Below are 21,891 nucleotides of genomic sequence, written 5' to 3'. Positions count from 1 at the left end.
GTGAGTTGTAGCGCGAGCGTGAGTTATAGCGCGAGCGTGAGTTGTAGCGCGAGAGTGAACGGGAGTCCGAGGAATTGTCACGGGGGCGTGGGGTCGCGTCTCGTGAGTGGTAAGGACGGTTAGAACCGTCTTTGCCACTCACGAGGATGGACAATGAGAGCGACGCTGCTCATGATCGGGCTCGGGGCGTTCGTCACCACCCTCGACAACACGATCGTCGCGGCGGGCGCGCCTTCGCTCGCCCGGGAACTCGGCCTCGATCTGCCCACGCTGCAATGGGTGAGCATCGGCTACATGCTGCCGTTCGCCGGGTTGCTGCCGGTGGCGGGAACGCTGGTGGACCGCTGGGGCCAGGCCACGACGCTGCGGGCCGGGCTGCTCGCGTTCGGCGCCGGCGCGGCCGTCGGCGGGTTCGCCACGACGGCGTGGCTCGTGATCTCCGCGCGGGTGCTGCAAGGCACCGCCGCGGCGTTCCTGGTCCCGGCCCTGCTCAGCCTGCTCCGCACCGATCTCGACGGGCGAAAGCGCGCGGTCGGTGCCGCGGTCTGGACCGCCTGCCTCGCGGCCGCGCTCGCACTCGGCCCCACGCTCGGCGGGGTGCTGAGCGAATATCTGGGCTGGGGCTGGATCTTCTTCGTCAATCTCCCGTTCGTGGCGGTGATGCTGGCGCTGGTGCGCAGGGTCGCCCACGCGGACCGTGATCCGGGCGCTGGGCGGCCTGCCGTGCTATCTATGCTGGTCGTGACCACCGCGATGGTCCTGACCACCGCCGCGGTGGTGGAACTGAGCGCGGCGCTCGGCGCGGCGGGGGCGGCCTTCGCGATCTGGTTCGTGTTGAGGGAAAGACGCGCGCGCGTGCGGCTGGTGCCGAAGGCGCTGACCGGGACGCGGGTCTTCACCGGCGCGCTCACCGTGCAGTTGCTGTGGGGTCTGGGGGTTTCGGGGGTCTTCTTCTTCACCCCGTTGCTGCATCAGGAATCCCTCGGCCTCGGGCCGATGCTCGCCGGTCTGCCGCTGGTCGTGGTGGCGCTCGCGGTCGTCGCCGCCACCCCGCTCGTGCCCTGGGCGGTACCACGCTGGGGTCCACATCGGACAGTCGCGGCCGGGCTGGCCACGGTGGCCGCCGGACTGCTGGCGATCGCCGCGGTCAACCACGTGCCGGAAATACCGCCGAGGATTCCCGGGCTGGTGCTGATCGGCGCCGGATCGGCCCTGACCACTCCGTTGACCTCGTACGCGCTGGAGATCGTCGCCGAGCGGCACGCGGGCACCGCCTCCGGACTGCTCACCGCGTCCCGTGAACTGTCGAGCGCGCTGGGGGTCGCGTTGATCGGCGCCGTGCTGTCGGTGGTCCGCACGGCCCGGCTCGACGAGGGTGCCCCGGCCGCGCTGGCCGACGGCTACACGGCCGGGCTGCTGACCGCGGCGGCGCTGCAACTCGCCGGGGCGTTCCTCGCGCTCCGGCTCCTGAACCCCCGAAGTTCGTCTCGAAGTGACAAGCGGGGTGCCCCCTTTCTCACTTCCCGGTGAGCACGTCCGTGCGAGCGTCGGCGTTCCATCATCCTTTCATTGACACCCTTCCCTGGACATCCATACAGTTCCGGACAGATAAAGAACGGTCTCCGGAATGGAATCCGCTTTCGGCAACGGCGCCGTTCCGAATTCACCCGCTCCTGCTCGAGTCGTCAAACGAGGGGCCATGGAAACCATTTCGGAAACGGTCGTCGCCGCCCGCGGCACGGACGACACACCCGGTGGGGAATCGTTCGCGACACTGCTGAGGTACTGGGCGTGGCGGCTCGGCGACGAGGTCGCGGTGACCTACCTCGACCATCGCGCCGGAGCGGACGGCCGGGCGATCACCCTGTCCTGGCGCGAACTCGACGACCGGGTCGATCTCCTCGCCACCCGGCTGACCGGCTTCACCGGCCCCGGGGACCGGGCCGCGATCCTGGCGCGGCAGTCCGTCGACTACGTCGTCGCCTTCCTCGGCGCGATCCGCGCCGGGCTGGTCGCGGTCCCGCTGTTCGCCCCGGACCTCCCCGGGCACACGGGCAGGCTGGCCGCCGTGCTCGCCGACTGCACGCCGAGGGTCGTGCTCACGACCACCGAGGGACTCGACGCCGTCGCCGGTTTCCTCGCCTCGACGGAGATCGAGCGCCCCGCCGTGCTCGCCGTCGACACCACAGCTCCGGTCGCGGCCGGTGACCGCTCCTGGCCGCGACCGGAACCGGACGGACTGGCGTACCTGCAATACACGTCCGGTTCCACGAGGACCCCGGCGGGTGTGATGCTGACCCACCGCAACGCGCTCACCAACGCCCGACAGGCGTGCGACGCCTACGCGGTCGAAACCGGGACGACGTCCACCGTCAGCTGGCTGCCGCTCTTCCACGACATGGGCCTGATCCTCGGGATCGGCGCGCCCATGGCGGCGGGCGCGGCGTCGGTCCTGATGGATCCGCTCGCCTTCCTCGAACGTCCGTCGCGCTGGCTGCGCGCGCTGTCGGCCAGCCCCGGCGCGATCAGCGCGGCCCCCAATTTCGCCTACGCCTACAGCGCTTCCCGCGTGACCGAGGCCGAGAAGAGCTACCTCGAACTGAGCCGGGTCGTCTCGCTGATCAACGGCAGCGAGCCGGTCCTCCCGTCGACGATCGCGAAGTTCCACGGCGCTTTCGAGGAATGCGGGCTGCGCCCGGAGGTGCACCGGTCGTCCTACGGGCTGGCCGAGGCCACCGTGCTCGTGTCCGTCACCGAGGCGGGCAAGGCGCCGCGAGAGGTCGCCTTCGACCGTGATCAGCTCGCCGAGGGGCTGGCGACGCCCGCGCTCCCCGGCGCGGCGTCCACCACGCTCGTCTCGTGCGGATTCCCGGCGGGGCAACGGGTCCGCATCGCGGATCCGGTCACCGGCGCGCTGGTCGAACCCGGCAGGGTGGGGGAGATCCAGGTCAACGGCCCGAACGTCGGAGTGGGGTATTGGGGACGGCCCGCCGCGTCCGAGGGTGTCTTCGGCCTCCCGCCGATCGACCCGGAGTCCGGCGCGGGCTGGCTCGCGACCGGGGATCTCGGCGTGCGGTACGACGGCGAACTGTTCATGACGGGCAGGCTCAAGGATCTCGTCATCGTCGACGGCCGCAACCACTATCCGCAGGACATCGAACAGACCGTGGAGACCCATCCCGCGGTCCGGCCGCATTCCGCCGCGGCGTTCTCGATCGGGCGCGAAGACGGCGAAGCGGCGGTCGTGATGGTGGAGCGCGCCAAGGGGCGCGAGGCCGACGTCGCCGCGGCGACCGGCGAGATCCGGAGGGCGGTCTCGGCCGCGCACGGTCTGCGTCCGCACGACGTCGTCTTCCTCGCCCCAGGCGAGGTTCCGCGCACGTCGAGCGGCAAGATCAGCCGGGCCCTGTGCCGGAAGTCCTATTTGGACGGTTCGCTGACCGCCCGGCGGCTCGGGTGACCGGCCAGATCCGCGCCTGGCTCGTCGCGCGGGTGGCCGAGCGGACCGGGGCGCCCGCCGCCCAGGTCGATCCCGACCGGCCACTGCACGAGAGCGGGCTTTCCTCACGCGAGTCGATGGAACTGGCCGCGGACCTGGGCAGGCACCTCGGCCGTCCGTTGCCGCCGACGCTGGTGTGGCAGTACCCGACGATCACCGCGCTCGCCGCTCGTCTGTCCACAGTGGAGGAGGCCGCGGTCGTCGGCGGCGAAGGCCGTGAAGAGGAGCCGATCGCTATCGTCGGTGTCGGCTGTCGTTTGCCGGGCGGTGTCGAGTCGCCCGAGCAGTACTGGCGGCTCCTGGACGCCGGACGCGACGGCATCCGCGAGGTCCCGGAAGACCGTTGGGAGATCCCCGCCCGCGGCGGTTTCCTCGGCGACGTCGCCGGTTTCGACGCCGAGTTCTTCGGCATCACGCCGGGTGAGGCCGAAACCATGGACCCCCAGCAGCGGATGCTGCTCGAAGTCGCGTGGGCGGCGCTGGAACACGCCGGCATCCCGCCGTCCACGCTGCGCGGAAGCCGCACCGGGGTGTTCGTCGGGCTCTCGGCGGGAGAGTACGGCCACCTGACGATGGCCGACCCCGCCACCGTCGACGTCTGGTCCGCCACCGGCGCGGCGACGAGTATCGCCGCGAACCGGCTGTCGTACCTGTTCGACCTGCGCGGCCCGAGTCTCACGCTCGACACCGCGTGCTCGTCGTCGCTGGTCGCGGTGCACCAGGCGGTGCAGAGCCTCCGCCGCGGCGAATGCGGGACGGCGCTCGTCGCCGGGGTGAACCTGCTGCTCTCACCCGCGGTCACCGCGTCCTTCGAGCGGGCCGGGGTGCTGGCCCCGGACGGGCACTGCAAACCTTTCGACGCCGCCGCCGACGGTATCGCCCGCGGCGAGGGCTGCGGGGTGATCGTGCTGAGACCGCTGAAGGCCGCTCGCCGCGAGGGCGACCGGGTGCTCGCGGTGATCCGCGGCAGCGCGGTCAACTCCGACGGCCGGTCGAACGGTCTCGTGGCACCCAGCCCCGGCGCGCAGGCGGATCTGTTGCGTGACGCGTACGCGGCGGCGGGCGTCGAACCGTCCTCTGTGGACTACGTGGAGGCGCACGGGACCGGCACCGAGGTGGGCGACCCGATCGAGGCGGGCGCGCTCGGCGAGGTGCTGGGAGCCGGCCGCGAACCCGGCCGCCCGCTCCTGATCGGCTCGGTGAAGGGGAACCTGGGCCATCTGGAAGGCGCGGCGGGGATGGCCGGGCTGATCAAGGTCGTCCTCGCGATGGTCCACCGGCGGCTGCCGCCGACCCCGCATCATCACGAACCCAGCCCGCATGTCGATTTCGCCGGGCTCCGCCTGCGCGTGGTGGACACCGGGACGGATTGGCCGCGTTACTCCGACGTCGTGCGCGCGGGGGTCTCCGCGTTCGGGTTCGGTGGCACCAACGCCCACGTCGTCCTCGAAGAGTGGCCTGCCGCGTCGTTCGCCGCCCGGGGGAAGGAAACCGGGAATTCGCGGGTGTTCGCGCTCTCCGCTCGCTCGGCCGAGGTGCTCCGGGCGCGGGCCGCCGATCTGGCGGACTGGCTGGAAGATCCCGCTCACCGGCAGGTCTCGCTCGACACGGTCGCCGCGACGCTGGCCAGGAGCCGGGACCATCTGCCCGTCCGTGGCGCGGTCGTCGCGGCGGGACGCGACCGGGTGGCCGCGGCCTTGCGGGCGATGGCCGCCGGACGCGAGAGCGGTGACGTCGTCCTCGGCGAGGCCGGATCCGTGTCCGGCGTCGTGTTCGTCTTCTCCGGCTACGGCTCCCAGTGGCCCGGGATGGGCCGCGTCCTGCTGGGCACCGAGCCCGCGTTCCGGGCCGAGGTGGAGGCACTCGATCCGGTGTTCCTGGCCGAAGCCGGCTTCTCCCTGCGCGCGGTGTTCTCCGGCGAGTACGACCCGCCGGACCTCGGCGCGACGCAACTCGCGTTGTTCGGCATGCAGCTCGCCCTCGCCGGGCTCTGGCGTGCGCACGGTGTCGTCCCGGCCGCGGTGCTCGGGCATTCGATGGGCGAGGTCGCGGCCGCCGTCGTCGCCGGTGCGCTGGACGTCGCCGACGGCCTGCGCGTGATGGCCACCCGCGCCCGGCTGCTGGCCGAGGTCGACGCCTCGGGCGACGGCGCGATGGCGGTGGTCGAACTGTCCCCGGCCGAACTCGCCGACCTGGAAGCGGATTTCCCCGGGATCACCGTCGCGGTCTACGCCTCGCCGGTGCAGTGCACCGTCAGCGGCGGAGCCGAACAGGTCGAGGCTCTGGTGTCGCATGTCGAGAGCCTCGGCAGGCTGGCGAAACGGCTACCGGTCGGCGGGGCGGGGCATTCGGAGGCCGTCGACGCCGTTCTCGGCCGGTTCCGTGCCGAGCTCGGCGGGCTGTCTCCGGCACCGGTGGAGATTCCCTGCTACAGCAGCGTTCTCGATGATCCACAGTGGACTCCGGTATTCGACGTCGACTACTGGGCGGCGAATCTGCGGCGTCCGGTGCGGTTCAGCCAGGCCCTGGCGGCGGCGACCGCCGACGGGTACGGCGTGTTCGTCGAGATCTCGCCGCATCCGGTGGCGCTGGCCGCGATCGAACAGAGCACCGGAGCGGTCGCGTTGCCGTCGGCGAGCCGCAAGATCGACGAGCGGCTGGCGTTCCTGACCACGCTCGCCCGGCTCCACACCCTCGGGCTGCCCGTCGTACTCGACGACGGTGGCCCCCGGCCGCTTCCGGTCGAGCTGTCCGGACCGCGCTGGCGGCACCGGCGGTTCTGGCCGCGGCGCCCGGCGCTCCGATCCGGTGGCGCGCATCCCTTGCTGGGTGTCCACATCGAACAACCGACCGGCGGCGGACACCTGTGGAGCGCGGACGTCGGAACCGAGACGCTGCCCTGGCTGGCCGACCACGCGGCGATGGGGGTCCCGCTGTTCCCCGCCGCCGGATTCCTGGAACTCGCGCTCGCGGCGGCGAAATCGGTCCGGAGGCCCGCCGGGCAGCTGCGTGTCGGCGGTCTCGAACTGCATCGGGTCCTCCCGCTGGCCGCGCACACCGAGGTGACGACCAGCCTGAGCACCGGACCGTCCGAAGTGGACGTCTACGCGCGGTCCGCCGACGGCGGCTGGGTGCGGCACGCCACCGCCCGGGTCCGCGACGGGAACACCGCGGTGGTGCCGTTCGGCGCCGTCGGCGACGAGGCGCGGCCGATCGATCTGTATCAGGTGCTGGCCGGGATGGGGCAGAGCTACGGTCCCGCTTTCCGTGGGCTGAGCGACGTTTTGGCGGCCCCCGGCCGGGCTTCGGCGTCGATCACCCTGCCCGCCGGCGATCCGGCGTACGTCCTGCATCCGGTGATCGCCGACGCCTGCCTGCACGCGCTGGCCGCGGCCGCGGGGGACGTGCTGCGCGAGGCCGACGGCGTGTTCCTCCCACTGACCTTGGGCGAGGTCGTCCTCGCCGGTGACCCTCGCCGCGGTGTCCGGGTCGACGCCGTGCTCGATTCGCTCGATCCGGCGGGTGACGGCCTGGTCGGTGGTGTCCAGCTGGTCGACGCCGACGACGTCGTCCTGGTCGAGTTCCGCGAGGTCTACTGCCGCCGGTTCCAGCGTTCGTCGCTGCCGGTGCCGATGGCGGATCTGCTGTTCGAGACGGTCTGGCGGCAGGCCGGCCTGCCGCCGGCCGCACCGGGCGAGCGCCGCTGGGTCGTCCTGCACGAGGACGCGCCGTGGCTGACGGAGCTGCGTGACCGGCTCGCCGGGGACGAACTGGTGACCGTTCCACTCGGGGACCGGGCCGCGCTGGCGGAAGCCTTGAGAGCCCGCGAGGTGACGGGAGTCCTGGTTTGCGCCGGGCCGGGCGGGATCGACCCGATGCGGGACGCGCGGATGGTCGCGACGGTCTCCGGCGTCCTCGCCGAAGTGGCCGAAGGCGCGCCGCGGTTGTGGTTCGTCAGCGCGGGCGCGTCGGCCGTCGAACCCGGCGAGCCCGGAGACCCCGGCCAGGCCTGGCTGCGCGGACTTGTCCGCGTTCTCGCCTTCGAGCATCCCGAGCTGCGGGCGAGCCAGGTCGACTTCGACGCCGAGCCGGATCCCGCCCGGCTCTGGGTCGGCAAGCTGGCGGCGGAGCTCCGCGCGGACGCGCCGGACGACGAGATCGCCTGGCGCGAGGGCGTCCGGTACACGAGAGTGCTGGCCCGGCCGGAACTCGGCGGGCCTGGCCACGAAACCGTTGTGCGCGAAGGCGCTTATGTGATCACCGGTGGTCTCGGCGGCCTCGGCCTGGTCGCGGCGGACTGGCTGGCCGGACGCGGCGCGACCAGGCTCGTCCTCTCCGGCCGGAGTGGGGCGAGCCCCTCCGTCGAACCGCTGCTGGCGGATTTGCGTGAGCGGGGCGTCGACGTCCGCGTGGTGACGGGAGACATCGCGGCGTCGGGAACGGCCGAAACGCTGGTCGCGGCCGCGACCGACGGCGGGCTGCCGCTGCGTGGCGTGCTGCACGCGGCCGGTGTGCTCTCCGACGGTGCCGCCATCGGTCTCGACGAAGACGCCGTCGGGGCCGTCTGGCGCGCGAAAGCGCTGGGGGCGTGGCGTTTGCACGAAGCGACGGCCGGGCACGAACTCGACTGGTGGCTGACGTACTCGTCGGCCGCCGCGCTGTTCGGATCGCCGGGGCAGGCCGCCTACGCCACCGCGAACGCGTGGGTGGACGCGCTCGTCGCCTGGCGCCGGGCCGCCGGACTCCCGGCGGCGACCATCGGCTGGGGCGCGTGGGGCGAGGCCGGGGCGGCCGTCGGCAACCGCAACCCCGTGCTCGAACCGCTCGGTACGGAGGAGGCGCTGGCGGCATTGGACGCCGTGCTGCGACGCGACCGTGCCTCGACCGGGATCGCCCGCGTCGACGCCGGGACCGTCTTGGCCCTGTTCCCGAGGCTGGCCGGTCGGCCGTTCTTCGAGCTGCTGGTACCGCGGGACGAACCGGTCGCCGGGCAGTCCACTTGGGACGGACTGGAAGCGCTGCGGGCGGCGCTGCCGGATGCCGCCCGCGAGATGCTGGCCGACTATCTGGCCGGGCTCGTCGCCGGGATGCTCGGCCTCGCCGCGGACGAGATCGACCGGAACGCTCCGCTCACCCGGCTCGGCCTGGACTCCCTCACCGCGATGCGCGCCAGGGGAGTCGTGGAACGCGATTTCGGTCTGCCACTGCCGATCCCGCTGCTGCTGCGTGGTGCGAGCCTCGGCGAACTCGCCGACCATCTCGCGGAACAGGCCGGATTCGGCGAGGCGGTCGCACGGCCGCCCGGACCGAACGCGGCCGTCGGGCCTCGCGATCCGGCCGAACGCTGGATCGCCCGGCACTGGCAGGCGGAACTCGGCGGCGCGGAACCCGGCGTCCATGACGACTTCTTCGCCGTCGGTGGCGACGCCGAAACGGCCGAGCGGCTGCGCGTGGTCTTCGCCGGGCAACTCGGAGCCGTTCCCGAACGGCTTTTCGCCACGCCGACGATCGCCGCGATGGCCGATCTGCTGCGTGACGCGATCGAGGGACGAGGAGGCTGCCCTGTCCGGCCGTTGCGTGAGGGGGGCACGGATCCGGTGTTCCTGTTCCATCCGGCGGGCGGCCCGACGAGTGTCTACGAAGGGCTCGTCCGCCTGCTGCCGGAGGGCAGGCCCGTCTACGGGCTCGAACGGATCGACGAAGAAGACACGGTCGAGGACAAGGCCGACTGCTATCTCGAGCTGATCCGGGAGATCCAGCCGCGGGGCCCGTACCGGCTGGGTGGCTGGTCGTTCGGCGGCTGCCTCGCCTACGAGACCGCCCGGCGGCTGACGGCGGCGGGGGAGCGGGTCGACCTCGTGTTCATGATCGACAGCATCCTGCCGCTGCCCGCGCCGGGGATACCGGCGCAGGAGATCCTGCTGGACCGGTTCGACCGCTTCGCCGAACATGTCGAGCGGACCTACGGTGTCCCGCTGGACATCCCGCGTGAAGACCTCGTCCGGCTCGGCGACGACGAACAGATCCGGCTGGTGATCAGTACGCTCGCCGCGAAGGTGCCCGGGATGGGGCACGGCGTGCTGCGGCACCAGTACGAGTCCTATGTGGACGCGCGGGTGGCCGAACGCTACCAGCCGGAGCCGTATGCCGGGCCGGTGCTGCTGCTGCGCGCGCAGGACCCGCATCCGCTGACCACCACGCTCGACCCTCGGTATCTGCGCACCGACGAAACGCTGGGCTGGGACGCCTTCTGCACGGATCTGGAGGTGGTGCGGGTGCCGGGCGATCACCTGTCGATGATCGACCCGCCGCACGTCGAAGTGGTCGCCGAGGCGCTCGCGTCCCGGCTCGGCGCGCCCAAGGCGGCGCGGCCATGACCGACACGACGGCGTTCCGGATCGCCGATCTCGCTGCCCGGCGGGAAGATCTCCGTACCGCCGAGAAACGGGCCGTCGACCGGCAGCACGCCAAAGGCAAGCTGACCGCGCGCGAACGGGTCGAGCTGCTGCTGGACGAGGGTTCCTTCGTCGAACTCGACCAGTTCGCCCGGCACCGGTGCGCCGAGTTCGGGATGGACGCCAACCGGCCCTACGGCGACGGTGTGGTGACCGGGCACGGCACCGTCGACGGCAGGCAGATCTGCGTGTTCTCCCAGGATTTCACCGTGTTCGGCGGCAGCATGGGCGAGGTCTTCGGCGAGAAGGTCCTCAAGGTGATGGACCTGGCGATGACGCTGGGCTGTCCCGTGGTCGGCATCAACGACTCCGGCGGCGCCCGGATCCAGGAAGGCGTCGTCTCGCTGGCCTACTACGCCGAACTCGGCAGGCGCAACGCGCTCGCGTCCGGCGTCATCCCGCAGATCTCGCTGATCATGGGACCGTGCGCGGGCGGGGCGGTGTACTCGCCGGCGATCACCGATTTCACCGTGATGGTGGACGAGACCGCGCATATGTTCGTCACCGGCCCGGACGTCGTGCACGCCGTCAGCGGCGAGCGGGTCACCGCCCAGCGGCTCGGCGGCGCCGCGGTGAACAGCGAGGTCTCCGGGAACGCCCACCACCGGGCCGCCGATGAGCACGACGCCATCGACTGGGTGCAGACCTTGCTCGGCTATCTGCCGTCCAACAACCTCGACGCCGCGCCGGAGTACGCCGACGAGACCGATCCCGAGCTCACCGCGGCCGATCTCGAACTCGACCGGCTGGTGCCCGATTCGCTGAACCAGGCCTACGACATGACCGAGGTGATCTCGCGGCTCGTCGACGACGGCGAGTTCACCGAGATCCACAGTGCCTTCGCGCCGAACATGATCTGCGCGTTCGGCCGGGTGCGGGGCCGCACGGTCGGCGTCGTGGCGAACCAGCCACGCCACCAGGCGGGCGTGATCGACATCGACGCCTCGGAGAAGGCGGCGCGCTTCGTCCGGTTCTGCGACGCCTTCGGCATCCCGATCCTCACCCTCGCCGACGTCCCCGGCTACCTGCCCGGTGAGGCGCAGGAACGGCACGGGATCATCCGGCGTGGCGCCAAACTGATCTACGCGTACGCCGAGGCGACCGTGCCGAAGGTGACCGTGGTGATCCGCAAGGCCTACGGCGGCGGCTACGCGGTGATGGGGTCGAAACACCTCGGCGCGGACGTCAATCTGGCGTGGCCCACCGCCGAGATCGCGGTGATGGGCGCCGAGGGCGCGGTGCGGGTGTTGCATCGGAACGAACTCGCCGCGCTGCCACCGGAACAGCGGACCGCCGAACGAAAGCGGCTCACCGAGGCGTACCGCGAACGGCATTCGAACCCTTACCTGGCGGCGGAACGCGGCTACGTCGATCAGGTCATCGCGCCGTCGCAGACCCGCCTTCAGGTGGCGAGGGCCCTGCACGCGCTGCGGACCAAACGGCAGACCCTCCCGGCCAAGAAACACGGAAACATCCCGTTGTGAGCGAGGAGAAGTGATGAAGCGAAGGAGGCGGTGGGGTCTGCTGGCGCTGGCCATGGTGGCCCTGCTCGGAAGCCCGGTCCCCGCGAGCGCGGCACCCGCGCCGGTCTCCGCCGACAACGGGGCGAAGGTCGTCGAAGAGACCTGGCTGGACGCGCGCACGGTCGACCTCAAGATCAGTTCGCCCGCGCTCGGCACCACCGGCATGGTCCGGCTGCTGGTGCCGGCCGGCTGGGCCGCGCAACCCACACGGACCTGGCCGACGCTGTACCTGCTGCACGGCTGCTGCGAACCGGTCGACTACCGGTCGTGGGATCAGTTCACCGACGTCAAGGCGTTCACCGCCGACAAGGACGCCCTCGTCGTCATGCCGACGGGCGGCCCGGCCGGCATGTACACGAAGTGGTGGAACTTCGGGCTCAGGAGCACTCCCGACTGGGATACCTTCCACACGCTGGAGGTGCGGCAGATCGTCGAACGCGGTTACCGGGCGGGCACCCGCCGGGCGGTCGCCGGGCTGTCGATCGGCGGCTACGGCGCGCTCGCGTATTCGTACAAGCACAAGGGGATGTTCGCCGCGGCGGCGTCCTACAGCGGGGTACCGAACACCCTTAACCAGGGAGCGCCGCTGTTCATCCAGGGGATCCTGGCCCGCGCGGGGATCTTCAACTACCTCGAACTCTGGGGCGACAGCTGGGGTATGCGGCCGATCTGGACGGCGAACAACCCGTACGACAACATCGACGGCCTGCGCGGCACGGCGTTGTACATCTCCTGCGGTAACGGGAAGACCGGCCCCCTCGACCCGCCGGGCCAGTCCGACATCTTCGAACCCCAGGCGCTGGCCTCGTCGGTCACCTTCACGGACCGCTTGAAGGCCAAAGGAATCCCGGCGACCGTCGACTACTACGGCGACGGTACGCACAGCTGGCCCTACTGGCAGCGGGCCCTGCGGAACTCGTGGCCGGTGCTGGCCGGCGGCCTAGGCCTGTGATTGCAGGCGGAACTCGCGTGATCAAAGCCGGATCTCGCGTGCTTGGCGGCGTAACTCGCGTGATCAGACACGGCACAGCGAGTCCCGCCTCCAATCACGTGAGTTACGCCTGCAATCACGCGAGTTCGGCGTCTGATCACGCGAGTCACGCGTTCGGCCCTCGCCGAGGCGTTGCGAAAGCCACTTTCGCAACCTTCAACGTTCCGAAAGTGGCTTTCGCGACACCAGCACCGTGGGTCCTTCACGGCCTGCCGCATTTAGAGGACGAAATGCGGAGAGGTCAGCCGGCGATCAGTTCGGCGAAGCGTTCCGGGCTGACGTTCCCGCCGCTGATGATCACCCCGACCCGGCCAGAGGCGGAGACCTGACCGCTGAGCAGCGCGGCGAGACCGGTGGCCCCGCTCGGCTCCATGACGAGCTTCAGCCGCTCGAACGCGAACCGCATCGCGTCCCGGATCTGCTCGTCGGTGACCAGCGCGACGTCGTCCACGAGCCGTCGGTTGATCGAGAACGTCAGTTCGCCGGGGATGGAAGCGGCCTGGCCGTCGGCGATGGTCCGCGGCACCGGGATCGACACGCGTTCCCCGGCCTCAAGCGAGCGTTTGGTGTCGTCGCCCGCGGCGGGTTCGACGCCGACCACCCGGATGCCGGGCCGCAGGGCCTTCGCGGCGGTCGAGCTGCCCGCGATCAGGCCACCACCGCCGATCGGGACGACGAGGGTGTCCAGGGAATCGGTGTCTTCCAGCAGTTCCAGCGCCGCGGTGCCCTGGCCGGCGATCACGTGCGGGTGCTCGTAGGGCGGGATGAGCGCGAGACCGCGGTCGGCCGCCAGTGCCTCGCCGATGGCGACGCGGTCACCGGTGTAGCGGTCGTAGGTGACGATCTCGGCGCCATAGCCCGCGGTGGCGTCCTTTTTGGACTGAGGGGTGTCCTCCGGGATCAGGATGACCGCGCCGCTCCCGAGTTCGCGCGCGGCGAGCGCGACGGCCTGCGCGTGGTTGCCGGAGGAGTACGCGGCGATGCCCTTGGCCAGCTGCTCCGGCGAGAGCCGGGAAGCGGCGTTGTACGCGCCGCGGAACTTGAACGCCCCGACGCGCTGGAGGTTCTCGCACTTGAGGAAGACCTCGGCGCCGACGAGGTCGTCGAGGGTGCGGGAACGCACGACCGGGGTCCGGTGCGCGACCCCGGCCAGGCGGGCGGCCGCGTCGCGGATGTCGTCGATGGTCACGGGGGCGGTCATGATGCTCCTTGCTCACGGATTTCGGCGAGATAGTTGTAGGCGGAGGCGCGGGAGATCCCGATCCGCGCCGCGACCTGGGGCACGGCCCGCCGCACGGCGAACACGCCACGCGCGTGCAGGCTGCGGAACAGGTCGAGACGTTCTTCGCGGCTGAGGGCGGTCCACGGTTTGTTCAGCCGGAGTTGATGCTCGTCGACGATCGCGTCGACCACGGCGTCGACGTCGTCGCCGAAGGTGGTGGTCGGCGTTTCGGTGGCGGTGCCGACATCGGCGAGCTCGCCGACCAGCGTCCGCAGCTGGCCCAGCGCGGTGACGTCGAGGTTCACGCACAGCGCGCCGAACACCGAGCCGCCGCTGTCGCGCAGCAGCATGGTCGAAGACTTCACGAGTTTCCCGGACGCCGTCCTCGTGACGTAGTTCAGCTGGTCTTCGGCGTCGTCACCGCGGGCGAGCAGGCCCATGCCGATCTCGCTCATCGACCCGCCAACGGATCGGTCGGTGACCGATCCGGCGATCGCGACCACCGACTTCTCGGGGCGGCGGAAGTCGTGGACCACGACCTCGCAGAAGGAGCCGAGCGTGGCCGCGATGCCGTCGGCGACCGGGGCGAGCGCGTCGAGGATCGCGTCCTGCTCAGACATCGCGTACTCGGGCGAGCGCCTCGACTTCGACGACCCCGCCGTAGGGAAGGGACGCGACCCCGACACAAGTACGGGCGGGCCTTGGCTCGGAGAAGAACTCCTCGTAGACCCGGTTGAGGCCGTCGCGGTCGGCGATGTCGGTCAGGTAGACGACGACCTTCACCACGTCCGCCCGTGTCGCGCCCACCGAACGCAGTGCGGCGTCGAGGTTGGCGAAGGCCTGCGGGCATTCGGCGTCGAATCCGCCGGGTGCCAGTCGCCCGGTGCCGGTCACGCCGAGCCGCCCGGACACGGAAACCAGGTCGCCGCTGCGGAAAGCGGGCGGATACGGATGCTCGTTGGTCACGAGACCGACTGTATAAGCGTTGGACGGAATGTCCAACCGAATTAGAAGTGACCTACCGCTCAGGCGCGACATCGGTGATTGATATACCGTATACAGACAGGAGGGTCCGTATGACCATGAGTTCCGTGCAGGACGAGGACGGCCGGATCGTCGCGCCGCCGAGCATGGCCGATCTGGCCACCCAGGCACTGCGCGCGATGATACTTTCCGGCGAACTCCCGCCCGGTACGCGTTTGGTCGAGGCCAAGCTCACCGAGCGGCTCGGGGTGTCCCGCCCGCCGCTGCGCGAAGCGTTGCAGGTCTTGGCCTTCGAGGGGCTCGTCGTGCCCCATCCGCGGCGCGGCGTCATCGTCCGCCCGCTGACCCGCCACGACGTCTACGAGATCGTCACCCTGCGCGAAGAACTCGAAGCCTTCGCCGTCCGGATCGGGATCCCGGTCCGTTCGCCGGAGCGGTTGCAGGCGTGCCGGGACGCTCTCGTGGCCTTCGAGCAGGCGGGCCGCGATGGCGACGAAGGTGTGTTCACGCAACGGAAGTACGACTTCCATCAGTCGATCGTCGCGCTGGCCGGGCACGAGCGGGTGACCGAGGCCTATCGCGCGCTTTCCCTGCAGATGCAGCTGTGCATGGCGCTCAACCGCAGCGCCCGCCGCGACACTGAATCGCTGATGCAGAACGTCGAGCGGCACCGCGAGCTGCTCGCGATCATCGAGGGCGGAGACCCCGAAGCGGTGCTGCGGGCGCTGACCGATCACGGGCATGGCAGCTTCCTCGACGCGGTGGTGGACCAGCTCGACGGCGGCACCCCGGATTCGGAACGCTGGCTGGCCGAACGCCGGAGCCGGTGAAGGGAGCTTTCCCCCGCGTGTGACGCGAGGAAAGCTCCCTTCACCGCGTGAGATGCGGCGAAAGCTCCTTTCAGCCCCAGCCGGGCAGGATGAACAGCAGCCAGGTCGCGATCGGCGCGATCGCGCACATGCTGAACCCCCAGATCATCAAGCCCCGGAACACCTTGTCGTTCTGGCCGGCGGGCGCGTTGGCCACGACCAGCGCGCCGCTGGTGGAGAACGGCGACGAGTCGACGACCGAAGACGAGATCGCCAGCGCGACGATCATCCCGACCGCGCCGACCTCGCCCGCCAGCAGGAACGGCACCGCGAGCGGGATGAGCGCGCCGAGGATCCCGGTCGTCGACGCGAACGCCGAGACCACGGCGCCGATCGCGCAGATCAGGATCGCGGCCAGCAGCGGTGAACCGATCCGCGTCACCAGGTTGCCGAGCCAGTCGATCGTGCCGACCCGCTCCATCAGCGAGACGAACGTGACGATCCCGCAGATCAACAGCACCGTCGGCCACGCCACCTCGCCGATGGCCGCCTTGGCCGAACCCGGCGAGACCAGTGACAGCACCGTCGCCACGGTCAGCGCGGTGAAACCGACGTCGAGTTTGAACACCAGCGCGCCCACCGCGAGTGCCGCCAGCCCGATCAACGTGAACACGTGGTCGCGAGTGAGCGGAAGTCGTTCTTCGGGCTCTTCGGTGCCACCGCTGGAAGGTGTGCTGGTCAACGTGGTCACCCCCGAGGAACCGCTGTGCGCGAGCGCGGCGACCTTGGCTTTGGCCGACGACCGGCGGATCAGTTCTCGGCCGCCGAAGAGGAGGAACACCACGACACTCAGCACCAGGTTGAAGGCGAAGGAAGACGCGAACAGCAGTCCCGGATCGCTCGGCAGGTTGTCGCGGGCGACGACGCCGTTGACGATGCTGCCGAAGATGCTGATGGGGGAGAAGCCGCCCGCGCTGGCGCCGTTGATGATCAGCAGGCCCATCAGCATCGGGTTGATCGAATAGCGGCGGGCGAATCCCATGCCGATCGGCGCGATGATCGCCACCGCCGCCGGTACCACCGCGCCGACCGCGGTCAGGGCGGCGGTGACCACGAACATCACCCACGGGATCAGGGCGATCCGCCCGCCGACGGCTCGTACCACCAGGTGTACGAGCCGGTCGACGGTGCCGTTGCCTTTGGCGATCGCGAACAGCAGCGTCACCCCGACCAGGATGACGAAGAGATCGCCGGGAAAGCCCGAGACGATGTCGTCGGTGCTCTCTCCGGCGAAGGCGGTGCCGATCACGAAGGCGGCGACGAACGCCAACGCTCCCATGTGGACGGGAAGCACGGTCGCGATCAGGAAGACCAGGGCGAGCGCCACGACTGTGACGAGTTGTATGGACATCGGAATCCTCTGCGGTCGGCGCTGACACATTCAGGGAATCGGGTCGAAGTTCCGGGTACCCCCTCGACGGAGTTCGGTACACGGTATACCGTTCAACCGGCGAGACCAAGGTTTCGCCCGTGGAACATTTCGAAGCCGAGCGTGGAGGCGCATATGACGTACGCGGCCGGACGGCATTTCCTGCAGATCCCGGGTCCGACGAACGTGCCCGACGTGGTGCTCCGGGCGATGTCGGCGGCGACCATCGACCACCGCGGCCCGGAGTTCCAGGACCTGGCGACGCGGCTGCTGCGCGACATCAAGCCCGTGTTCGGCACCACGAACCCGGTCGTCATCTACCCCGCCACCGGGACCGGCGCGTGGGAGGCGGCGCTGACCAACACGCTCAGCCCCGGCGACACCGTCCTGGCCTTCGAGACCGGGCATTTCGCCACGCTGTGGCAGGAAATGGCGCGAGGGCTGGGCTTGCACGTCGACTTCGTGCCGGGCGACTGGCGGCACGGAGCCGACCCCGAGGCGGTCGCCGACAGGCTCTCCGCCGACACCGCGCGCCGGATCAAGGCCGTCTGCGTGGTCCACAACGAGACCTCCACCGGTGTCACCAGCCGAATCCCGGAAATCCGGGCCGCGATCGACGCCGCCGGACATCCCGCGCTGCTGCTGGTCGACACCATCTCGTCGCTGGGTTCGATCGACTATCGGCATGACGAATGGGGCGTCGACGTCACCGTCGCGGGCTCGCAGAAGGGCCTCATGCTCCCGCCCGGCATGAGTTTCAACGCGATCAGCGACAAGGCCCTCGACGCCGCCAAAACCGCGAGCCTGCCGAAGATCTTCTGGGACTGGGGCCCGATGCTCACCGCGAACGAACGCGGATTCTTCCCGTATACCCCCAATACCAACCTCATGTACGGCCTGCGGGAGGCTCTCCGGTTGCTCTACGAAGAGGGCCTCGAGAACGTCTTCGCGCGCCACGCCCGGCACGCCGCCGCCACGCGTGCCGCCGTTCGCGGCTGGGGCCTGGAGGTCCTGTGCCAGGACGAGCGCGAGCATTCCGGCGCGCTGACCGCGGTCCTGATGCCCGAAGGGATCGACGCCGACAAGGTCCGCGCGATCATCCTCGACCGGTTCGACATGTCCTTGGGCGCGGGATTGGGCAAACTCGCCGGGAAGATCTTCCGGATCGGGCATCTCGGCGCGTTCAACGATCTCACCCTCGCCGGCACCCTCGCGGGAGTCCAAATGGGACTGACGCTCGCCGGCGCCCCCGCCGATCCACGCGGGCTGCAGGACGCCCTCGACGTGCTGCGGAACGACTGAGGGCCCGGCGATGACCAGTCTTCTCGAAGAAGCGTTGCGCACGCGGCTCAAGGGGGACGTCGCCTTCGACGACTACACGCGCCACCTGTTCTCCCGCGACGCGAGCATGTACTCGATCATGCCGCGCGGGGTCGTGTTCCCGGTCGACCACGAAGACGTCGCCGCCGCCGTCGCCACCGCGGCGGAGTTCGGCATTCCCGTCGTCCCGCGCGGTGCGGGCACCAGCCTGGCCGGGCAGACCGTCGGCCCCGGTCTGGTACTCGACCTGTCGCGGCAGCTGAACCGGATCATCGCACTCGATCCCGTCGCGCGGACCGCCGTCGTCGAACCCGGTGTCGTCCAGGACCAGCTGAACAAGGCGGCGGCCGCGCACGGGCTGATGTTCGGGCCCGACACCTCCACCAGCAACCGCGCCACGATCGGTGGCATGGTCGGCAACAACTCGGCGGGTTCCGGGTCGCTGACCTTCGGGATGACCATCGATCACGTCCGCGCGCTGGACGTCGTCCTCGCCGACGGCTCCACCGCCCGGCTGGAGCCGGTGAGCGAGACCGAACGCTCGCGGCGTGCCGAGGCGGACACCCTGGAGGGGCGTATCTACCGCGACCTCCCCGCACTCGTCACCGCACACGAGGAGGCCATCGCCAAGGGCATGCCGGTGTTCTGGCGGCGCGCTTGCGGTTACCGGCTCGACCGCCTCGCCGGATATGGCGACGGCAAACCCTTCGACCTGGCCAAGTTCGTCGTCGGCGCGGAGGGCACGCTCGTGCTGGCCACCAGGATCGAAGTCGATCTGGTACCCAAGCCGGAGAAGACCGTCTACGCGGTCGGGCATTTCGCGACGACGCACGGCGCGATCTCGGCGACGCTCGACGCGCTCAGCTGTGAGCCGCATCAGGTCGAGATGATGGACAAGACGATCCTCGATCTGTCGCGGCGGAAGATCGAGTACGCCGATCTCGGCGACCATCTCGTCGGTGATCCGGAAGCGCTGCTGTTCGTGTCCTTTTCCGGCGACGACGAGACTCGGCTCGCGGGCAAACTCGACGAGGTCGCCGCGCTCTGGCAGCGCAACGGCCACGGCTATCACACGCTCAAGCTCGTCACGGCCGCCGAACAGGCGGCGCTGCTCAAGGTGCGCAAGTCCAGTCTCGGGCTGCTGATGGCGGCAGGGGAGGGGACCAAGCGGCCGCTGGCGTTCATCGAGGACACCGCCGTCGCTCCCGAGCACCTCGCCGAATACACCGCGCGGTTCAAGGAAATCCTCGACGAGCACCGCCTGGAAGCCGGGTTCTACGGCCATTGTTCGGTCGGCTGCCTGCACATCCGGCCGTTCGTCGACCTCACCGACCCCGCCCAGGTCGACACGATGCGCGCGGTCGCGGAGAAGATCAAGGATCTCGTGGCCGAATTCGGTGGCGTGAACTCCTCCGAGCACGGCGACGGCCTCGCCCGTTCGGAGTTCAACCGGGAGATCTTCGGCGACGAACTCTACGAGGCCATGCGCCAGGTCAAGAAACTCTTCGATCCCGCGGGCACGATGAATCCCGGCAAGATCGTCGACGCGCCCCCGATGACCGAGAACCTGCGCGACCGTGACGCCCTGCCGCCCGCGCCGCCGCTGCGGACGATGCTGTCGTTCGAGGTCGTCGGCGGGATGCGCGGCGCCGCCGACCGCTGCATGAACATCGGGCTGTGCCGCAAGACCACCGGCGGCGTGATGTGCCCGTCGTACCAGGTCACGCTGCAGGAGGAGCATTCCACGCGCGGCCGGGCCAACGCGCTGGTCAAGGCTCTTTCCGAGCCGGACCCGAAGGCCGCGCTCGGCGGGGAACGTCTGCACGAGATCCTCGATCTGTGCCTGATGTGCAAGGCGTGCAAGAGCGAATGCCCGATGAGTGTCGACATGGCCTCGCTCAAGGCCGAAACCCTGCACCAGCACCACGAGGAGCACGGCACGCCGTTGCGGTCGCGGATCTTCGGCTCGATCCGGTTCCTCAACCGGCTCGGCTCGGCTACCGCGCCACTGTCCAATGTGCCCGGACGGATCCGGCCGCTCCGCAAGCTCATGGAACGGACCGTCGGCATCGAGGCCGAACGTCCGCTGCCGAAGTTCGTGCGGGACAACCTCGTGCGCTGGAACCGCCGCCGGGTGACGGCGCCGGGGACGGCGGGCACGGTGAACTGGCTCGCGGACTCCTTCACCACCTTCACCGAACCGCGGATCGGCAAGGCGGCCATCGAGCTGCTTGAAAGCGCGGGCTGGGCGGTGGAACTCGCGTCCGGGGGCTGCTGCGGACGGTCGAGCCTGTCCAAAGGACTGCTGGCCGACGCCAAGAAGAAGGCAGCCGGACTGGTCACGGCCTTGGCACGCGACACCGAACCGGGATCGCCGATCGTCGGCTGTGAGCCGTCCTGCGTGTTCACCCTGCGCGACGAGACTTTGGCGCTGCTACCGGATCTTCCCGAAGCACGGCAGGTCAAGGACCGCGTCCGTCAGGTGGAGGAGCTGCTCGTCGAGGCCATCGACGACGGCAGGCTGAACCTTCCGGAACGCTCGTGGCTGAGCGGGCGGCGGGTGGTCTTCCACGGCCACTGCCACCAGAAGGCGGAGGTCGGCACCGCCGCCACGATGGCGCTCTTGCGCCGAATCCCGGGCCTGGAGGTCGCCGAGATCGACTCCGGATGCTGTGGGATGGCGGGCTCGTTCGGTTTCGAGGCCGAGCACTACGAGACGTCGATGGCCGTCGGGCGCGACCGTCTTTTCCCCGCGCTGGAACAGGAACCGGCGGGCACGCTGGTCGCCGCCACCGGGGTTTCGTGCCGTCAGCAGATCTTCCACGGTGCGGGCCGCACGGCGTGGCATCCGCTCGAACTGGTCCGTGAGGCGCTCGGCGGTCCGGCATGAGGCTGATCCGCTTCGACGCCGGCGGAACCGCTCGGACCGGGTGCGTGGACGGCGATCTCGTATTCGCTTACGACCCGGCCGCCGGCGCGGGTGAGGTCGTCGGCCCGCTCGCCGGGGTCCGACTACTCGCGCCGTGCGAGCCGCGCACGATCGTCTGCGTCGGCAGCAACTATCCCAGCCAGCTGAAGGAAAAAGGCCGCCCTTGGCCGGAGCGGCCCGCCCTGTTCCTCAAGGCGCCCAACGCCGTCACCGGCCCGGGACAGCCGATCCTGCATCCACCCGAGGTCGAACGCCTGGAGTACGAGGGAGAACTGGCCGTCGTCATCGGCAGGACCGCACGGAACCTGACCGTCGAGAACGCTTTGGTGCATGTACTGGGCTATACCTGCGCCAACGACGTCACCGCGCACGACTGGCGGGCCGACGGCCAATGGGCGCGGGCCAAGAGTGCCGACACGTTCCTGCCGCTCGGGCCCTGGATCACCACCGGCATCGAGAACGGAGACCTCGAAGTGACCACGCGGATCAACGATCGGCTCGTCCAGCGGGCCGACATCCGGGAGATGATCTTCGGGGTGCCGGAGATCCTCGCTTGGGTGACCCGCTGGTTCACCCTGAGCCCCGGCGACGTCGTGCTCACCGGCAGCCCGGCCGGGGTCGGGCCGATGGAGCCGGGGGACGAGGTCACCGTCGCGATCGAGGGCGTCGGGGAGCTGACCAACCCCGTCCGGTCTCGTGAGTGGTAAGGACGGTTAGAACCGTCCTTACC

General features: G+C 70.2%; 13 protein-coding genes. 9 read left to right on the top strand and 4 right to left on the bottom strand.

Annotated features, from left to right (window positions below):
* The first annotated feature begins 153 nt into the window (after window positions 1–153).
* From ACFWIW_RS10490 to ACFWIW_RS10470, 5 genes are all read left to right on the top strand, one after another.
* Window positions 154–1,530: an MFS transporter gene (locus tag ACFWIW_RS10490; RefSeq protein ID WP_378368175.1), complete on the top strand. Its 1,377-nt coding sequence runs from the start codon at window positions 154–156 to the stop codon at window positions 1,528–1,530.
* A gap of 169 nt (window positions 1,531–1,699) precedes the next feature.
* Window positions 1,700–3,460, top strand: coding sequence for a fatty acyl-AMP ligase (locus ACFWIW_RS10485; protein ID WP_378368174.1), 1,761 nt, complete (start codon window positions 1,700–1,702; stop codon window positions 3,458–3,460).
* Window positions 3,457–9,876 carry an SDR family NAD(P)-dependent oxidoreductase gene (locus ACFWIW_RS10480; RefSeq protein ID WP_378368173.1) on the top strand — a complete coding sequence of 2,140 codons (6,420 nt, stop codon included), beginning with the start codon at window positions 3,457–3,459 and terminating at the stop codon, window positions 9,874–9,876. The genes ACFWIW_RS10485 and ACFWIW_RS10480 overlap by 4 nt, the downstream gene beginning before the upstream one ends.
* Window positions 9,873–11,438, top strand: coding sequence for an acyl-CoA carboxylase subunit beta (locus ACFWIW_RS10475; RefSeq protein ID WP_378368172.1), 1,566 nt, complete (start codon window positions 9,873–9,875; stop codon window positions 11,436–11,438). Before ACFWIW_RS10480 ends, ACFWIW_RS10475 begins: the two co-directional genes overlap by 4 nt.
* A gap of 13 nt (window positions 11,439–11,451) precedes the next feature.
* Window positions 11,452–12,429, top strand: a complete 978-nt coding sequence (locus tag ACFWIW_RS10470) for an alpha/beta hydrolase (RefSeq protein WP_378368171.1) — start codon at window positions 11,452–11,454, stop codon at window positions 12,427–12,429.
* A gap of 280 nt (window positions 12,430–12,709) precedes the next feature.
* Here ACFWIW_RS10470 and ACFWIW_RS10465 read toward each other — a convergent pair whose 3' ends face one another.
* The 3 genes from ACFWIW_RS10465 to ACFWIW_RS10455 are packed head-to-tail and all read right to left on the bottom strand — an operon-like array spanning window position 12,710 to window position 14,656.
* Complete coding sequence (locus ACFWIW_RS10465) at window positions 12,710–13,669, bottom strand: pyridoxal-phosphate dependent enzyme (protein ID WP_378368170.1); 960 nt, start codon at window positions 13,667–13,669, stop codon at window positions 12,710–12,712.
* Window positions 13,666–14,310, bottom strand: coding sequence for a transcriptional regulator (locus tag ACFWIW_RS10460; RefSeq protein WP_378368169.1), 645 nt, complete (start codon window positions 14,308–14,310; stop codon window positions 13,666–13,668). The genes ACFWIW_RS10465 and ACFWIW_RS10460 overlap by 4 nt, the downstream gene beginning before the upstream one ends.
* Window positions 14,303–14,656 carry a RidA family protein gene (locus ACFWIW_RS10455; RefSeq protein ID WP_378368168.1) on the bottom strand — a complete coding sequence of 118 codons (354 nt, stop codon included), beginning with the start codon at window positions 14,654–14,656 and terminating at the stop codon, window positions 14,303–14,305. Before ACFWIW_RS10455 ends, ACFWIW_RS10460 begins: the two co-directional genes overlap by 8 nt.
* A 110-nt stretch (window positions 14,657–14,766) precedes the next feature.
* Between ACFWIW_RS10455 and ACFWIW_RS10450 the strand changes: the two genes are divergently transcribed.
* Window positions 14,767–15,504 carry a GntR family transcriptional regulator gene (locus tag ACFWIW_RS10450; RefSeq protein WP_378368167.1) on the top strand — a complete coding sequence of 246 codons (738 nt, stop codon included), beginning with the start codon at window positions 14,767–14,769 and terminating at the stop codon, window positions 15,502–15,504.
* A gap of 70 nt (window positions 15,505–15,574) precedes the next feature.
* On the opposite strand, the gene ACFWIW_RS10445 is transcribed toward ACFWIW_RS10450, so the two are convergent.
* Complete coding sequence (locus ACFWIW_RS10445) at window positions 15,575–16,894, bottom strand: SLC13 family permease (RefSeq protein ID WP_378368166.1); 1,320 nt, start codon at window positions 16,892–16,894, stop codon at window positions 15,575–15,577.
* Window positions 16,895–17,047: 153 nt separating this feature from the next.
* Here ACFWIW_RS10445 and ACFWIW_RS10440 point away from each other — a divergent pair, with 153 nt between their 5' ends.
* Genes ACFWIW_RS10440 through ACFWIW_RS10430 form a run of 3 tightly spaced genes read left to right on the top strand, consistent with a single transcriptional unit; the run spans window position 17,048 to window position 21,868 of the window.
* Window positions 17,048–18,214, top strand: a complete 1,167-nt coding sequence (locus tag ACFWIW_RS10440) for a pyridoxal-phosphate-dependent aminotransferase family protein (RefSeq protein WP_378368165.1) — start codon at window positions 17,048–17,050, stop codon at window positions 18,212–18,214.
* A 10-nt stretch (window positions 18,215–18,224) separates the two neighbouring features.
* The gene (locus ACFWIW_RS10435; protein ID WP_378368164.1) at window positions 18,225–21,122 is read left to right on the top strand and encodes an FAD-binding and (Fe-S)-binding domain-containing protein; all 2,898 of its coding nucleotides are present in this window, start codon (window positions 18,225–18,227) and stop codon (window positions 21,120–21,122) included.
* The gene (locus ACFWIW_RS10430) at window positions 21,119–21,868 is read left to right on the top strand and encodes a fumarylacetoacetate hydrolase family protein (RefSeq protein WP_378368163.1); all 750 of its coding nucleotides are present in this window, start codon (window positions 21,119–21,121) and stop codon (window positions 21,866–21,868) included. The genes ACFWIW_RS10435 and ACFWIW_RS10430 overlap by 4 nt, the downstream gene beginning before the upstream one ends.
* The last annotated feature ends 23 nt before the right edge of the window (window positions 21,869–21,891 follow it).

The organism is Amycolatopsis sp. NPDC058340 (assembly GCF_042723975.1).
Classification (GTDB): Bacteria; Actinomycetota; Actinomycetes; order Mycobacteriales; family Pseudonocardiaceae; genus Amycolatopsis.
This window is presented reverse-complemented; position numbering and strand designations above follow the sequence as displayed.

Bases quoted from the DNA above. Each gene is read 5' to 3' on its own strand.
- ACFWIW_RS10490 (WP_378368175.1), top strand. From the start codon at position 154: ATGAGAGCGACGCTGCTCATGATCGGGCTCGGGGCGTTCGTCACCACC.
- ACFWIW_RS10485 (WP_378368174.1), top strand. From the start codon at position 1,700: ATGGAAACCATTTCGGAAACGGTCGTCGCCGCCCGCGGCACGGACGAC.
- ACFWIW_RS10475 (WP_378368172.1), top strand. From the start codon at position 9,873: ATGACCGACACGACGGCGTTCCGGATCGCCGATCTCGCTGCCCGGCGG.
- ACFWIW_RS10470 (WP_378368171.1), top strand. From the start codon at position 11,452: ATGAAGCGAAGGAGGCGGTGGGGTCTGCTGGCGCTGGCCATGGTGGCC.
- ACFWIW_RS10465 (WP_378368170.1), bottom strand. From the start codon at position 13,669: ATGACCGCCCCCGTGACCATCGACGACATCCGCGACGCGGCCGCCCGC.
- ACFWIW_RS10460 (WP_378368169.1), bottom strand. From the start codon at position 14,310: ATGTCTGAGCAGGACGCGATCCTCGACGCGCTCGCCCCGGTCGCCGAC.
- ACFWIW_RS10450 (WP_378368167.1), top strand. From the start codon at position 14,767: ATGACCATGAGTTCCGTGCAGGACGAGGACGGCCGGATCGTCGCGCCG.
- ACFWIW_RS10445 (WP_378368166.1), bottom strand. From the start codon at position 16,894: ATGTCCATACAACTCGTCACAGTCGTGGCGCTCGCCCTGGTCTTCCTG.
- ACFWIW_RS10440 (WP_378368165.1), top strand. From the start codon at position 17,048: ATGACGTACGCGGCCGGACGGCATTTCCTGCAGATCCCGGGTCCGACG.
- ACFWIW_RS10435 (WP_378368164.1), top strand. From the start codon at position 18,225: ATGACCAGTCTTCTCGAAGAAGCGTTGCGCACGCGGCTCAAGGGGGAC.
- ACFWIW_RS10430 (WP_378368163.1), top strand. From the start codon at position 21,119: ATGAGGCTGATCCGCTTCGACGCCGGCGGAACCGCTCGGACCGGGTGC.